We start from the raw sequence: 14872 nt of genomic DNA on the forward strand, positions 1-14872 counted from the left end.
GCAATGATGGTATTGGTATTTGCCTGTGATCAAAATATTTCGGATGAAAATGCTATTAAGCCTGAAAATACAGTTGAAATCATCAATGAAAACGGGGATACCGAACTCCATGGCATGGTGAATGGAAAATTGGTAGAAATCGGAGCTGATGAGATTTTTGATGTGGTGGAGGATATGCCTACACCTACTGGAGGAATGTCGGCCTGGGGTGAATATTTAATGGCCAATCTCAAATATCCAGATAAGGCAAAACAAATGGGGATAGAAGGTACTGTGGTCCTAGCATTTGTGGTAAATACAGATGGGTCTATCTCGGATGTAGAAATTCTTCGAGGAATTGGTGCTGGTTGTGATGAAGAGGCTCATCGGGTGGTACAAAATGCACCGAACTGGGAGCCAGGAAAGCAAAGAGGGCAAGCAGTTAGAACTCGTATGCGGTTACCTATTCGATTCAAATTGAGTTAATTCTTTGGTTATTTATGATGCAAGACTTATTTAAAAAAGTTGGGGGGACTGTTTTGATAATGCTTTTTCTAGCAGCCTCACAAGAGATTATGGCTCAGGAATCAACTGTTTCAATTAGTGAAATGGAAACGCTGGATTCCCCACCAAAACCGCCAGGTGGAATGGATGGATGGTTTACGCATATTGCAACTAACCTCAAATACCCAACAACGGCTAGAACCAAGAAAATAGAGGGTACAGTGATTTTGAAATTTATTATTGAAAAGGATGGATCCATTTCTGAAACCCAGGTCCTTCGAGGAATAGGTGGAGGGTGTGATGAAGAGGCACTTCGGGTTTTAAAGCTTTCTCCAAATTGGACTCCAGGAATAAAAGACGATCAGCCGTTTCGGACGGAAATGCGACTTCCCATTCGATTTAAGTTAGGTTGATTAATTAAAATGAAGAAGGCTTCCGATTTGGAAGCCTTTTTTTATGATTAAAAATCGGTTGATTTTCCATCAAGATTCAATGGTTTGATCCAGACATTTCGGTAAAAAACGTCATGTCCTTCCGCTTGTAATTTTAGTCCTCCAGGACGATCTGTGATTCCTTTTCCACCGTCATTTCCTCCATCTATTCCTGAGTTAGGACCTCCCCATACTTGCTGAATAGAAACGTCCTCATGGATTTTCTTTCCATTAAAATAAATGGTTACTCGGGCCTTTTCAGTCAATTTTCCGTTTTCAAAGCGAGCTGCCTTGAAAACAATATCATAGGCATTCCATTTTCCAACTCCGTTATAGGCTTCTTCCTTTGGAAGGTGCTCATTGATCACTGCAGCCATACCGTGTAGCCCGTAGTCTCCATCAAGGATTTGGATTTCATATCGGTTTTGAAGATATACTCCACTGTTTCCTCCCTCATTATTGACCAAGAATTCCACATGAGCTCTGAAGTCTCGGTATTCCTTTTTGGTTACAATGTCAGCAGCTCCATACTTACCACCGGCTGCCGCTGGGTCATTACTGCTAATTGCTTTTCCTCCATCAACAGGGTCTTTTACCTCCATCCATTTGATGGGAGCTTGAGCAGAAAATCGCGGGCCTTCCCAGTATTGCCATTTTTCTAAAAGCATTTCTTTGCTTCCATCAAGCATTAATTCAGCCTCTTCTATAGGTGCTACTCCAACTCCCACTTGGGCAAGTATGGATGTAGATAGCCCTAATGAAAGTATAAAGACAGCTGAAATATTCAATAGGTTTTTGAAGAGCTTCATAGTATTTAATTTTGGGTTTTTGTAAATGATTGACCCTAATTTGGCTATTTTTAACTAATCGAGAAAGTAGATTTTGATTTACAGGTAATTAGTTATTCATTTTTCAAACAGAAGTCATTATGAAGTGGCAAGGTAGAAGGAAAAGTAATAATGTAGAAGATCGAAGAGGTCAAGGTGGGAATGGAGGAGGTGGAGGGATGAATCCTCTACTTATCGGTACACTTCTCAAGTTTTTATTCTCCAAAACCGGATTGGTAATTGTTGGAATTCTCTTAGCATTTTCCTTTCTCACAGGAACGAATCCCTTGAGTTTTTTGGGAAATATTCTGGGTGGAGGAGGTCAAGGATTTACCACCGAAGCAAATTACACGCCTACGGCAGAGGAAGATCGCTTAGCAGAATTTAGCTCCGTGATTTTGGCAGATACCGAATTGATTTGGAGTCAATTAATTGAAAATTATCGAGAGCCTACCTTAGTGCTTTTCACGGGAGCAGTTTCTTCCGCTTGCGGGAACGCTAGTGCCGCAACAGGTCCTTTTTACTGCCCTGCAGATGAGAAACTATATATTGATTTAAGTTTTTTTGAGGAAATGGAGCAAAGGCTGAATGCTCCTGGAGATTTTGCCCAAGCCTATGTCATAGCTCACGAGGTAGGACATCATATACAAAATATCATGGGGATTACCGATGAAGTGCAATCGCTTCGTGGTCAGATCTCTGATACAGAATACAATCAATATTCTGTTCGTCTTGAACTTCAAGCTGATTTCTTAGCGGGTGTTTGGGCACATCATTCCCAAAAAATCAGCGGAATGATGGAGCAAGGGGATTTGGAAGAAGCTCTCAACGCAGCTAATGCAATCGGAGATGATCGACTCCAAAAGCAAGCTACCGGTAGGGTGGTTCCTGATTCCTTTACTCACGGCACTTCCGCTCAGCGGATGCGCTGGTTTAAAAAAGGATTTGATTCAGGAGATTTAAGCCAAGGGGATACCTTTTCTGCCGAAAGACTTTAGATTTCAAGGATATAATCCAAGATGCCGGCATTTTTCCCCTTAGGCCGAGTTACAAGGAGTGGAAGGCTGTCATTGTATTGAATCAGCCGTTCTGCCATACTTCCAATAAATAAAGCCGTAGCAGCTGTTCTTCCTTTGGCGCCAATAATGATCCCATCTGCTTCGATTTCCATGGCTTTGGAAATTATTTCTTGAACGGGATCATCGTCGTCATCCTTGGTGTAAATAGGTGTGATTTTGATTCCTTTGGTATCGATTTTACGGATGAATTTCTTGTAATTAATCTCAGCATGCATTTGCATGATTTGAGTGAATTCCTCGTAGGTTTTACCTGTAAAATGATAACCTGAAGGAACATTGTATACGTTTTGGCAGACAATTTCTGCCTTGCCGTGACGATCCGCTATCATGATCGCTTCTTCCATAGCATCCCTGGAATATTCAGAGAAATCTGAAGGAACCAAGATTTTTTTCACTTTTGGAACGGAGTCTTCAGGAACAATCAATAAAGAACAGCTGGCTCTTCTTGCTAGGCGAAGAGCAGCTACGCCTGTTCCCGGTAAATTGGTCTTTCTACCAATTATAATCATGTCCACGGATTTTTCTTCCGCTAGCTTCAATATCTTTTTGGAAAGATTTCCTTCCTTGACAACGTAATTGAGCGATATATCCTTTTGATTTCCAAAGACCTCATGTACTGATTTTTTCATGGCATTTTGCCGTTCAGAAACCATGTTTTCAATCAGATTTGGAAACTCCTCCAATACCTCTTTAGGAACGGAAAGGTTCTTGATCACATTCACAAAAAAAATCTTTTTGGTATGATTCACCTGTGAAACGAATTTGGCGAACTCAATCAAGGTCTTGTCCAATGGGCTTTGGTCAAGACAAACAATCATTTTTTTAATCAAGTACATGGGTTTCCAAAATTTTAGGATACAAAGTTAAGTTCTTATTGAAAGAGCTTTGATAAATTTTGAAATAAAATATCGAAAAATCCAATATTTTAAATGATTATTCAGAATAAGTCTACAGAATACTCCCATTTACCAAATAAATGCCATGAATAATTGAAGTCTGATTCTTTAGAAAAGTTTGACCTTGCAATTTAATTTGATTTTTGGAAACTGGATTTTAACCCTAGCCCGGATTATCCGTATATTTGCCCAAAGCCTGGATCGCTGACATGTTCAAACTTCACAATTAAATACAATACCGAGTGAAGCCCTTTCCAAAAACAGGCCTCATCCCGTCCCGATAATTATCGGGATCGGGACCTCGTCCTTAGGGCAGGATAACAGTGGAAGTTTGCGGATTAAAGGCAGCTCAAATCTTGTCTATATGGAGGTTTGTAACACTCTAAGGTCCAGGCTTTTTTAATTTTTTGGATAGCCAATCCAGCTCCTCTTTTCCAGAAAATCCCATCTTGGCAGCAAGAAAATAAACCAGAATAATCAAACTACTCTTGATCAGTAAATTCAAGATTGGGTTTGCGAATTCGGGGATAAAACTTGCAAAAAATATTGCTAGAATTCCTAGAGAAATGATTTTGAGGCTTTCCAAACCAAAAGGAGAGAAACCCAATTTTACTTTTAAATAGAGGAATTTGGTTAAGTTAAATGCGAGCATAACCAAGGCAGAAGCAATTGCTGCTCCCTCTATTCCATAAATCGGAATTAATAGGTAATTCAATACGATAATCATCCCACTCATGATGACAGTCGCAGTAAGGTTGAATTTGTAGTATTTTGAAAATACCAGAATTTCAGAGTTTGCTGAAAATCCAGCATCAATCACCTTTCCCAATCCAATCCAAAAGACTACCCATTTGCCACTTTCATAAATGCTTCGATTGGGAATCAGGTAATAAATGGAATCAATGTTAATCCAAATCCCAAGGAAAATCAGAAGACAGAGATATAATTGCCTATGAGAGACCTGCTTGTAAAGTTGGTTGATTTCTGAAGTTTTATTTTCAGAAAAATGCTGAGCAATCACAGGCATAATTACTTGTGAAATAGCTCTTCGAGGCATCTCGATTACCAAAGCCATGCTAAAAGCAATCGTATATATTGCATTTGCTTCCAAACTTATCATGGAACTGACCATGATGGAGTCAATTTTCATGATAAGCGTAGATGCCGCAGTTGCCAAAAATGTGATTAGACTGAATTGGATAAAATCCCCACGGAAACCTGTAGGGAATTGATCCCAGGATAAATCTACGTTTAGGACTTTCAGCCATGCTAAATACAGAATCATTCCAAGTAATGGGATGGCATAGACAGCGATTAGTCCATACATCATTTGATCGAAACTAATCCATTTTGCCAGAAAGCATAAAATCCAAATTCCTGTCAATAGGCGGAGTAATACTTCCCGGAAAAAAGTTGGAATAGAAACTTTTAAGTAGGATCGGCTATAGGCATCCAATAGTGAATTTGCTAAAGCTAAAAAGGTGATGAATAAAACGATCCAGAGATATTGAATTACTTCCGGTGAGTTAGAAGCAAAAAGGGCAATTATTTGATCTTGAAAAACCCAGAATAGACAAGCTACGATCAAAAATCCCACAAGAGCAATCAATAAACTGAAGCTTAGGAATGCCGTTTGTCCTTTTTCAAGCTTTGGGAAATACCGTGTAATTCCATGTCCTAAACCCAATTGAGCAAAAGGAACGATTAACAGTGCTAAATCCTGAATGGTACGAAATGTTCCTAATTGGGCGGCTTCTAGGGCATATGGATAAAGCCAGAGGACGTTGACATAGCCAATGACTACTCCTATATAAGAAAAAATTGCAGTTTGAAAGCTTTGATTGGCTACTTTGCCCATGGGCTGAAAATATCAAAAAATCAGGAAAAGCTTATGATTTGAGCTTATTCAATAGCCAGTGCATTTTTCACAACCTTGTTTTTTGCTAGGCTTTCCAAAAAAATGCTTCCAAAGGTAGGCTAAAGCTCCAATTCCTGTCAGTGCGATAATGATTTCTTGCCACATATTAGGAGAAGATTTGGTAGGTAATAAATGCTGCTAAATAGGCCAGCGTAGTCATATAGACAGTTTGAATTATTGGCCATTTCCAACCTTTTGTTTCTCTATACACCACAGCTAAGGTACTCATGCATTGCATGGCAAAGACATAGAAAACCATCAAAGAGAAAGCTGTGGCTTTATTGAATACTTTATTTCCGGTAACTGGATTAATTTGACTGTCTAAGGTTTCCCGAATTGTTGCATCATCTTCTGGATCTCCTCCAATACTATAAATAGTAGCCATGGTGGAAACAAAAACTTCTCGAGCTGCAAATGAAGCAATCAATGCAATTCCGATTTTCCAATCATAACCCAAAGGTCGAATTACAGGCTCAATAGCTCTTCCCATGATACCGATGAAGGAATTTTCCAATAAAGCAGAGGATGCTTCTCTTTCAATTTCTTCTACTTGTTCTGGATTTTCAGCTACTGCGATTTTAGCATCCCTATCAGCCCGGATAGATTCCATGGTAGTAGGAGGTCCATAAGACCCTAAAATCCAAAGTATGATGGAAATGGCCAATATGACTTTTCCTGCTGCTGTCACGAAAGTCAGGGACTTGTTGTACATGGTTAACAAAACGTCCTTCCAACGTGGAGTACGATAGGTAGGTAGCTCTACCATCAAAAATGATTTTTCATCTGTTTTTAGGATGGTTTTCAGGCCATAAGCAGTCGCCAATACACCCAAAACTCCTAATAGATAAAGCCCTAATAGAGCTAATGCCTGTAAATTGATGAATCCTAGAATATGATCGTTTGGAACAACTAAACCGATTAAAATAATGTATACTGGCAATCGAGCTGAGCAACTCATCAAAGGAGTTACCATGATGGTAATCATTTTTTCTTTCCAGTTTCCAATATTTCTAGCGGCCATGACTCCTGGTATAGCACAGGCTACACCTGATACAAGAGGCACAATACTTTTTCCATGTAGTCCAAATGGCCTCATCCAACGATCCATCAAAAAAACAACTCTGGACATGTAGCCAGTATCTTCCAGAATAGCCAAGAAACCAAATAGTAGGGCAATTTGAGGAATGAAAATTACCACCCCGCCAATTCCAGGAATGACCCCTTCCGCTAATAAGTCGGCTATTGGTCCTTGAGGTAAGGTTTCAATCAACCAAGAGCTGAGTTCAGCGAAAAAGCCATCGATCAAATCCATAGGCACAGATGCCCAAGCAAAAATTGCCTGAAAAATCATCAATAAAATCCCTCCAAAAATAAGGTAACCCCAAAATGGATGAAGAAGGACTTTATCTAATTTTGACTCTTCGGGTTCAACGGTTTCTTTTTTGACAAGAACCTCCTGAATCACAGAACTTATTTTTCGGTATCGAATTTTCGTCTCCTCAAGTTGAGCTGCTTCTAAATCAGTTTTTACGGACTCAAGCTTTTTTGAAATCCAGGCTATCTTTTCTTCAGCAAGTCCTTTGTCTTTCAATCCAAATCGGAGCAATTGATAAGCTCTGTAATCATTATCTAGGTCGAAAAATTCTCGAACATCGACAAGTTCATTTGTATCCAAAAACTCCTTTGCTTCGATGAATGGACCGGGATTAGAAAAGTTTTGTTGGTGAATTAATTCCCGAATCTGATCAATTCCTTTTTGATGTCTAGCATCAGTTCGAAGTATTGGAACACCAATTTTCTTAAATAATTCGAAGGTTTTTATTTCTAGATGGCTCTTTTCAGCCAAGTCGGACATATTAAGAACTATCGCTAGGTTTAATCCCAGATCGATGAGTTGAGTAGCCAAAAATAAGCCCCTTGAAAGCTGAACTGAATCAATGACCATCAAGACAAAATCCGGCTTTTCTAATTCACTAAATTGATTCAGAACTCGATGGACTATGACTTCGTCCTCAGAATTTGGATAGAGGGAATAAGTTCCTGGTAGGTCAATAATTTCATAGGAATTCCCCTGATAGGTCATCACACCCTTTTTCTTATCCACTGTAACACCAGGATAATTCCCGATCTTTTGATTTAAGCCTGTCAGCTGATTGAATATCGTGGTTTTTCCAACATTAGGATTGCCAATGAGGGCGATTTTCAAGGTCTTGGTCAAGGGAGAAGAGAGGGTTACAGCCATGAATTATTGAATGAGTTTGACTTGAATGACAGCAGCTTCTTCTTTTCTAAGTGCAAGGAGGGTCTCGTCAAGTCTAAAAGCCATCGGACCATTGGCGGGTGCGATATGCTTTAAGGTGATTTTCTTTCCCGGAAGAAAACCCAATTCCATCAAATTAACCTTCAAAGGCGATTCTTGGAGTTTTTCGATCGTTGCGGTGTCTAAAATGGATAGTTGGTCAGCTGTCATGAAGAATCAGGCTTTCTTCTTATTGCTGCAAAAATAAGTTATTTGGAATGAATCTAAGTAAAAATTCAAAAGAAATTTGGTGATTTAAATCAGGATTGGGAACGAATGCTCAAAATTTCATTGGAAAGATTAAAATCTAACCCGTTTTCCATCAAAATCCTGATACTAAATTCTAATTGGACTTCCTTTTCAGGATCCTTGGTCCAAATGAGCTTGAATAAATCTTCCATAAAGAGAGGAACAGGTGTGTTGAAAAATTCAGGAATTGGTTTAGTTTGTTCACTGAAAAAACTATTCATCTCAAAATATGAAGTCAAATCCTGACCTACTTTTAGAATTTCACCGTCGCCAAGCTCTGCTTCTCTGGAATTGATAATCTGAATCCCAATCATTTTTTCTTGAGACTGAGGAGATGGGGGAGAGCAAGCTAGAGCCATTCCAAAAAAGGAAGAAGTACCGGTGTTTCGCTCTGATAAAGTGACAATTTCCTTGATTCGGAAGGACTTGGTGATAAAGTTATATGGTAAGCTGGTAGTTGGACTGACTTGTTGACCTTCAACTGTTAGTGAAATAGTTTCAAATGATTGAACTCGAAAATCGCTTACTTCAAAGACAGGCCCACACCCACAAGGATTGCCGCAGAAATCATTGCATGCCATGGGGATTAATGCCAAAAAAAGAAAAAGGGCAGAGGTAAGAAAAATCTTCTTCACAGTCAAAATAGATTGATTTACAAAAGATTAAACTCGTTTTTTCGAATTTGGTTATAAAAACAAAACCCGGAATTTTCCGGGTTTTGTTCTCTTTTCTACTTGCATTAAGCCTTGCCTCTCAGCATCAGGTTCCAATACATAAATGGCAAACCGTATTTTTTAAGCAGCCACATGCTGTATTGTTCTTTGGAGGTATCCACAAATTTGGAAATCATTGGATCCGAATCCCGTACATTATCGTACTTAAATTCAGCCAAGACCATTTTTCCATATCGCGTTACCAAAGGACAAGAGGAATAACCAGAGTAAGATGCCTGTCCAACTTCATGGGTTTTCATCAGTTTAAGAAGGTTTTCTACTACCACTGGCGCTTGTTTTCGAATTGCTGCACCTGTTTTTGCTGTAGGCAAATGTGCCACGTCACCTAAAGCGAAAATATTTGAAAATCGCTTATGCTGTAGTGAATGAATATCCACATCCACCCAACCTTTACCTGGACCTTCCTGAATAGAAATATCGGAGTCCTGAATAAATTTTGGAGCAGCCTGTGGGGGAGCTAAATGCAGTAGATCAAAATGAACTTTGATTTCCTTAGTATCGGTTAATTCTTCACCAACCGGATTGTCACTTGGAATAGCGTATTCTTCATCCGGCTTAATGTACTTGAAATAGATTTCTTGCTTTTTTGCGTCAATTTTTACTGGAGCCATGAAAGGCTTGAAAAGAATGTTTCGGTCATGAATGATTTTATTTAGAGTTTTTGCAAAATCGGGAACCCCAAAAATGATTGTTCCAGGAGTATAAAAAGCCACATTAGCTTTATCACGAATTCCATGTTTTCTGAGATAGTCTTCAGCAAGGTACATGATTTTTTGAGGGGCTCCACCGCATTTAATAGGGGTAGTAGGCTGTGTGAAAATGGCATTTCCTCCTTTAAAGTTTTTTAATACTTCCCAAGTATGTTTCGGATCGGTGTAATTGGAGCAAACGACTCCTTTGTCCATTGCCTCTTTTAGTCCTGGAATTAATTCAGGTGCCATCACTAATCCGGGAGCTACCACCAAATAGTCATAGGTTACGTCTCCTGAAGCAGCTGTACTGACCGTATTTGTATGAGGATTTACTCCTGTTGCCTTGTCTTTAATCCAATCTACTCCTTTAGGAATATAATCAGCTTCATTTCGCTCAGTGTCCTCAAAATCGTAGGTTCCGGCACCTACCAAAGTCCAAGCAGGTTGGTAATAGTGCTTTTCTGACGGTTCGATAATGGCAATCTGAAGATTTTTATCTTTTAGTTTAAGCTGGGCTGCCACTGTGATTCCGGCGGTACCTCCACCGATAATTACAATCTGATAATGTTTCATAGCAAGGTTATTTTGACAGATAAAAGGTATAAATATCCAACACTTAATTTAGTGACAATCGTCACCTTTTCCCATGACTTGTGGTTTTTCATTTTGAAATTATTCTAAGAATTGACTGATTATGGGGAGATTAGTTGTTGTGTGATATAAGTCACATTACAAAAAATGCCTTAATTTTAGTCTAGAATTATATTTTTGTCGACGAAGTATCTTTTTGAATCCTAACCCAAAAAATTGGAAAACCAAAATTTTAAAAATGACAGCTGAAGAACTTAAAACCTTCCTTCCGGAATTTACAGACCCTCGACTTCTTGAGACTTTAATAGAAAAGGGGCAAGTCATGAAATTGGAGCCCGGAAAAGTATTGATGGAACCTGGAAAATTTGTCAAAATGGTTCCTATTGTACTGGAGGGATCTATTAAAGTCATGCGAATGGATGAGGATGGGAAGGAGTTATTCCTTTATTATTTGGATGCTGGTGAAACATGCGCTTTATCCTTGACTTGTTGTTCGGCAGCTAGACCAAGTGAAATAAAAGCTGTAGTGGAAGAACCGACTACCATAATTGGGATTCCAGTTGCACTTCATGAGCAGTTAACCGATGAGTTCAAACAATGGAAGGATTTTGTATCTGAAACGTATCAAAGTCGTTTTCATGAAATGTTGATTGCATTGGATGCCGTGGCATTCAAACGAATGGATGAGCGTTTGATGGGCTACATAGTAACCAAAATGAAGCAGCACAAGACTAATGAACTAAATACAACCCATCAGGAGATAGCTAATGAACTGGGGACGTCGAGAGAAGTGATTTCCCGACTGTTAAAGCAGTTGGAAAAGAAAAAATGGATCGAATTAGGTCGAAATGTGATTTACATTCGCGATGATTTTGAAGAATTGATCAGTAAATAAGCTAGATCATAACCAAAAGAGGTGTTTTAGCCTTGTATGCCATTTCAATAGAAGTGCCTTTTCGAAGCAGTTGATCCCAAAGGTTTTTTTGAGAATGACACATCGTAAGCATGCTATCGGTGTGGCTATTTACATATTCCTGAATTCCGTGCGTGACATCATGGTCGCTTCGAGAATGTATGGTTGGAATATATCCTAACCGATTATCTAGGTACTTTTCTAAACCTAAAAGCGCTAATTTTTCTACAAAATTCTGTTCCTTGATCACATGGATGATTTGTATGTCCATATTCCAGACTTTTGACCAGTTTGCTACTTTTTCTATTAATTCCTCTTCATGATCTGCTAATTCCAAAGCCAAACTGATTTTTCTGGTATTCGAAGTGTTTGCTTCTTCAGGAACTAACAGAACTGGAATGGAGGACTCTTTTAAGACATTGACAGCCGTGGAGCCAACCAATACTTTTTTTATTCCACTGATTCCATGTGTTCCCATGATGATTAAATCAACTCCTTTTTCCTCAGCCAGTTTCGCAAGTTGAATAGAAGGAGTTCCCTCCAAAATTTCAGCATGAAATTCTGCATTTGGAGAATTATATTCGAGGATAAGTTCTCCCATATGTTTTCGTGCACTCGCATGCAACCCTTCAATAGCAATCGCTGCCTGGGATGCAAAATCATACACCATTTCAACTACATGGCATAGAATGAAGGTGTTTTCGCTATCCTGAAAAATACCTAATGCAAATTCAAGCGCCTTTTTTGAGTTTTCGGAAAAATCCAATGGAATCAGAATCTTCATCTTCGTCTAATTTTTTTCAATATAAGAATGAAAGCTTTCGATAAACATGAGAAAAATCAACTGAGAATGAGATATTCCCTAATCCTTAGGCCTTGTTTTATTCAGATTTTTAAAGTGAATATTTGACTAGTTGGTCCGGATCTCTATCGGTAAATAAGCGTGCTACGGAATAAAAGTGTATTTCTGTTGACGCTCCAGTTGATTCGAAATTTCTAAAAGTAGTGGCGAAGGGTAATGTAACTTTTGTTACTGCTGCCCATCGATGGCTAGCCTTACTTTTGTTCTTAAATTGAAAACTCGAAATCTATGGACATTATTATTGTTTTGGGATATTTAGCCGCTATTCTTATTGGAGTAAGTCTAGGACTTATTGGAGGCGGTGGATCGATTTTGACTGTGCCTGTACTGGTATACATTCTTCATATCGATCCGGTTTTGGCTACAGCCTATTCGCTATTTGTTGTAGGTACTACCTCTTTGGTAGGGGCCGGAAACTACATGCGACAAGGATTGGTGGATTATAAAACAGCAGTTGTTTTTGCAATTCCATCCTTTATTGCCGTTTTCTTAACCAGAAAATTCCTAGTGCCTTGGCTACCTGATCCTTTGTTTTCTGTTGGGGAAATGGAGATTACCAAGAATGTGGGAATCATGGTTTTCTTTGCGATCATCATGCTAGCAGCGTCTTATTCCATGATTAAAGGAAAGAAGAAAGATGGCAGTGAAGAAGTAGAAAGCGAAGTAAAATTTAACATTCCGATGATTGCCTTAGAAGGATCTGTTGTAGGAGTTATCACCGGTATAGTCGGTGCAGGTGGTGGATTCTTGATTATCCCCGCATTAGTTCTATTGGCTAGGCTTCCTATGAAACTTGCTGTTGGTACTTCTTTGTTAATCATTGCTGCCAAATCCTTGATTGGATTCTTGGGAGACTTAGGTAACCAAACCATTGATTGGAAAATGCTGTTGATATTTACCGGACTATCTGTAGTCGGGATCTTTATTGGTAGCACCCTATCCAAAAAGATCAACGACAAAGTCTTGAAGAAAGGCTTTGGATGGTTTGTCTTGGTGATGGGAATTTATATCATTGGTAAAGAATTACTGAGCTTATAATAGGAATGTTGGAAAAGTATTTCAAAATTTTTCTTGACGGGTATTACGGATATTGGAATTATTTAAAAAGCGAAATTCTCTATCCATCCTGGCACAATTACTTCTATTGGTTAGTTGGCCTTTCCCTGGTGGTTTGGCTTCTAGAAATAGTTTTCCCATGGCGCAAAAACCAGCCAATTTTCCGAAAGGATTTTTGGCTGGATGCCTTTTACATGTTTTTCAACTTCTTCCTCTTCTCACTCATCGTTTACAATTCTTTGAGTAATGTGGTGGTTGAGGCTTTTAATGATTTCTTGGGTCTATTTGGCGTTACTAATCTTGTAGCCATTGAGGTGGCGACTTGGCCAACTTGGGCTCAGTTTTTATTGATGTTTTTGGTAGCCGACTTTATCCAATGGAACACCCATAGACTATTGCATCATGTGCCTTGGTTGTGGGAATTCCATAAAGTGCACCATTCAGTGGAGCAAATGGGTTTTGCGGCCCACCTACGATATCATTGGATGGAGACAATAGTATATAAATCCATTCAATACATCCCACTTGCAATGATTGGCTTTGGTCTAGATGATTTCTTCATTTTGCACATATTCACTATTGCCATTGGCCATTTGAATCACGCCAATGTGAAGATTTCTTATGGACCTTTTAAATACATCTTGAATAATCCCATCATGCATTTGTGGCACCATGCCAAACACCTTCCAGAAGGTAGCCATGGTGTGAATTTTGGGATCTCTTTGAGTTTATGGGATTATTTATTTGGAACCGCATACATACCGAATGAAGGCAGAGACGAACCTCTAGGCTTCGAAAAAATTGAAGAGTTTCCAAAGACCTTCTGGTCTCAAATCACTTATCCATGGCTACGAAAGAAGAAATAAAACAGCCAAACCCTTTAAACAACTGGGGAACGGTCATTATTCTAACAATGACCTTGGGTTTAATGCCTTTTTTTCCAGAACCCCACTTCTTCGGAAAAGTACGCTGGGTGATGGGAGGAGCAGTTGGAATGAAATTGATTGATTGGGGAGATTTGATTTTACATGGGTTTCCTTGGGTGCTTTTGGCTCGTTTGAGCGTTATCACTCTACGGAAAAAATTTGCGAAAGCCTGACTATGTGATTTTAATTACTGCAAGGGCCTACTAGTATAAGGTAATTTTGTAGCAGTTCTTAAAATTGAAATTTACAACCATGTTTGACTTCTTTAAATCAAAACCTAAAAATTATGAAGACATCTCTGTGGGAGAATTCCACGATTTGATGCTTCAAAAAGACACCGTAATTCTAGATGTACGTACTCCAGGTGAGTTTTCCTCAGGTAAACTTCGAGGAGCAAGAAACATCGATATCATGTCTCGAAACTTCGTAGACCAAATTAAAAACCTTCCAAAGGATAAAACTTATTTGGTGTATTGTCGAAGTGGAAACCGTAGTGGACAGGCCTGTGAAATTATGGCGGATATGGGTTTCACTAATTTAAAAAATATGGCTCGCGGAATCATGAGCTGGCCATTTGAAGTGGTATAAAAAAAAGCGGGTTGAGGCCCGCTTTTTTTTATCGTTTTGATATTTTGTTATCGCTGATTGAACGTTGTCGGCTGCATTTAAATCGGGAAGAAATTCCCTCAGATTTTTTGGAGTGTTTGGTCGCTCTTCCTTGCACTCGAGCTCTCCACATTCGGAAACTACTTGCTTTCATGTGTTTTCGCATCAATGAAATCACCTCTGATTCATTTAACCCAAACTGATTTTCGATGGCTTCAAATGGCGTCCGGTCTTCCCAAGCCATTTCGATGACGCGATCTATATCTTCCTCTGAAATCATAGATATTTTCTTCATGTACTGAAAACCATC

At 39.0% G+C, this 14872-nt stretch carries 16 protein-coding genes and 1 pseudogene; 8 read left to right on the forward strand and 9 right to left on the reverse strand.

The window, feature by feature from the left end; all coding sequences use genetic code 11:
- Nucleotides 1-144: 144 nt before the first annotated feature.
- Both E4S40_RS17215 and E4S40_RS02520 read left to right on the forward strand, forming a co-directional pair.
- Nucleotides 145-465 (forward strand): annotated as a pseudogene (locus tag E4S40_RS17215) (energy transducer TonB); the annotation flags it as partial.
- Between the two features lie 14 nt (nucleotides 466-479).
- Nucleotides 480-896: an energy transducer TonB gene (locus E4S40_RS02520; RefSeq protein ID WP_135070386.1), complete on the forward strand. Its 417-nt coding sequence runs from the start codon at nucleotides 480-482 to the stop codon at nucleotides 894-896.
- 47 nt (nucleotides 897-943) lie between these two features.
- Here the strand turns inward: E4S40_RS02520 and E4S40_RS02525 are convergent, their stop codons facing one another.
- Complete coding sequence (locus E4S40_RS02525; protein ID WP_135070390.1) at nucleotides 944-1723, reverse strand: 3-keto-disaccharide hydrolase; 780 nt, start codon at nucleotides 1721-1723, stop codon at nucleotides 944-946.
- Nucleotides 1724-1842: 119 nt separating this feature from the next.
- Here E4S40_RS02525 and ypfJ point away from each other — a divergent pair, with 119 nt between their 5' ends.
- Nucleotides 1843-2739: a KPN_02809 family neutral zinc metallopeptidase gene (gene ypfJ / locus E4S40_RS02530; RefSeq protein WP_135070392.1), complete on the forward strand. Its 897-nt coding sequence runs from the start codon at nucleotides 1843-1845 to the stop codon at nucleotides 2737-2739.
- Here ypfJ and E4S40_RS02535 read toward each other — a convergent pair.
- The 6 genes from E4S40_RS02535 to E4S40_RS02560 all read right to left on the reverse strand — a co-directional run bounded on the left by E4S40_RS02535 (nucleotide 2736) and on the right by E4S40_RS02560 (nucleotide 10181).
- Nucleotides 2736-3656 carry a universal stress protein gene (locus E4S40_RS02535; protein WP_135070395.1) on the reverse strand — a complete coding sequence of 307 codons (921 nt, stop codon included), beginning with the start codon at nucleotides 3654-3656 and terminating at the stop codon, nucleotides 2736-2738. The two genes, ypfJ and E4S40_RS02535, sit on opposite strands and share 4 nt — an antisense overlap.
- 442 nt (nucleotides 3657-4098) lie before the next feature.
- Complete coding sequence (locus E4S40_RS02540; RefSeq protein WP_135070398.1) at nucleotides 4099-5574, reverse strand: lipopolysaccharide biosynthesis protein; 1476 nt, start codon at nucleotides 5572-5574, stop codon at nucleotides 4099-4101.
- Between the two features lie 166 nt (nucleotides 5575-5740).
- Nucleotides 5741-7876, reverse strand: coding sequence for a ferrous iron transport protein B (feoB, locus tag E4S40_RS02545; protein WP_135070401.1), 2136 nt, complete (start codon nucleotides 7874-7876; stop codon nucleotides 5741-5743).
- A 3-nt stretch (nucleotides 7877-7879) separates the two neighbouring features.
- The gene (locus E4S40_RS02550; protein ID WP_135070404.1) at nucleotides 7880-8104 is read right to left on the reverse strand and encodes a FeoA family protein; all 225 of its coding nucleotides are present in this window, start codon (nucleotides 8102-8104) and stop codon (nucleotides 7880-7882) included.
- Between the two features lie 89 nt (nucleotides 8105-8193).
- Nucleotides 8194-8817: a hypothetical protein gene (locus tag E4S40_RS02555; RefSeq protein ID WP_135070407.1), complete on the reverse strand. Its 624-nt coding sequence runs from the start codon at nucleotides 8815-8817 to the stop codon at nucleotides 8194-8196.
- A gap of 104 nt (nucleotides 8818-8921) precedes the next feature.
- Nucleotides 8922-10181 carry an NAD(P)/FAD-dependent oxidoreductase gene (locus E4S40_RS02560; RefSeq protein ID WP_135070410.1) on the reverse strand — a complete coding sequence of 420 codons (1260 nt, stop codon included), beginning with the start codon at nucleotides 10179-10181 and terminating at the stop codon, nucleotides 8922-8924.
- Between the two features lie 256 nt (nucleotides 10182-10437).
- On the opposite strand from E4S40_RS02560, the gene E4S40_RS02565 reads away from it, so the two are divergent.
- Nucleotides 10438-11094 carry a Crp/Fnr family transcriptional regulator gene (locus tag E4S40_RS02565; protein WP_135070413.1) on the forward strand — a complete coding sequence of 219 codons (657 nt, stop codon included), beginning with the start codon at nucleotides 10438-10440 and terminating at the stop codon, nucleotides 11092-11094.
- Between the two features lies 1 nt (nucleotide 11095).
- Here E4S40_RS02565 and E4S40_RS02570 read toward each other — a convergent pair whose 3' ends face one another.
- A complete protein-coding gene (locus E4S40_RS02570; protein WP_135070416.1) occupies nucleotides 11096-11896 on the reverse strand; it encodes a universal stress protein in 801 nt (266 codons plus the stop codon).
- 306 nt (nucleotides 11897-12202) lie between these two features.
- Here E4S40_RS02570 and E4S40_RS02575 point away from each other — a divergent pair, with 306 nt between their 5' ends.
- The 4 genes from E4S40_RS02575 to E4S40_RS02590 all read left to right on the forward strand — a co-directional run bounded on the left by E4S40_RS02575 (nucleotide 12203) and on the right by E4S40_RS02590 (nucleotide 14544).
- Entirely contained in the window at nucleotides 12203-13012 is an 810-nt protein-coding gene (locus E4S40_RS02575; protein WP_135070419.1) for a sulfite exporter TauE/SafE family protein, read from the forward strand.
- Nucleotides 13013-13020: 8 nt separating this feature from the next.
- Entirely contained in the window at nucleotides 13021-13896 is an 876-nt protein-coding gene (locus E4S40_RS02580; protein WP_135071526.1) for a sterol desaturase family protein, read from the forward strand.
- Nucleotides 13875-14129 carry a hypothetical protein gene (locus E4S40_RS02585; protein ID WP_135070422.1) on the forward strand — a complete coding sequence of 85 codons (255 nt, stop codon included), beginning with the start codon at nucleotides 13875-13877 and terminating at the stop codon, nucleotides 14127-14129. The genes E4S40_RS02580 and E4S40_RS02585 overlap by 22 nt, the downstream gene beginning before the upstream one ends.
- 79 nt (nucleotides 14130-14208) lie before the next feature.
- Nucleotides 14209-14544, forward strand: a complete 336-nt coding sequence (locus E4S40_RS02590; RefSeq protein WP_135070425.1) for a rhodanese-like domain-containing protein — start codon at nucleotides 14209-14211, stop codon at nucleotides 14542-14544.
- A 28-nt stretch (nucleotides 14545-14572) separates the two neighbouring features.
- Here the strand turns inward: E4S40_RS02590 and E4S40_RS02595 are convergent, their stop codons facing one another.
- Nucleotides 14573-14857, reverse strand: a complete 285-nt coding sequence (locus E4S40_RS02595) for a TIGR03643 family protein (protein ID WP_135070428.1) — start codon at nucleotides 14855-14857, stop codon at nucleotides 14573-14575.
- Between the last annotated feature and the right edge of the window lie 15 nt (nucleotides 14858-14872).

The sequence above is a fragment of the Algoriphagus kandeliae genome (assembly GCF_004571135.1).
In the GTDB taxonomy this organism is placed as follows: domain Bacteria; phylum Bacteroidota; class Bacteroidia; order Cytophagales; family Cyclobacteriaceae; genus Algoriphagus; species Algoriphagus kandeliae.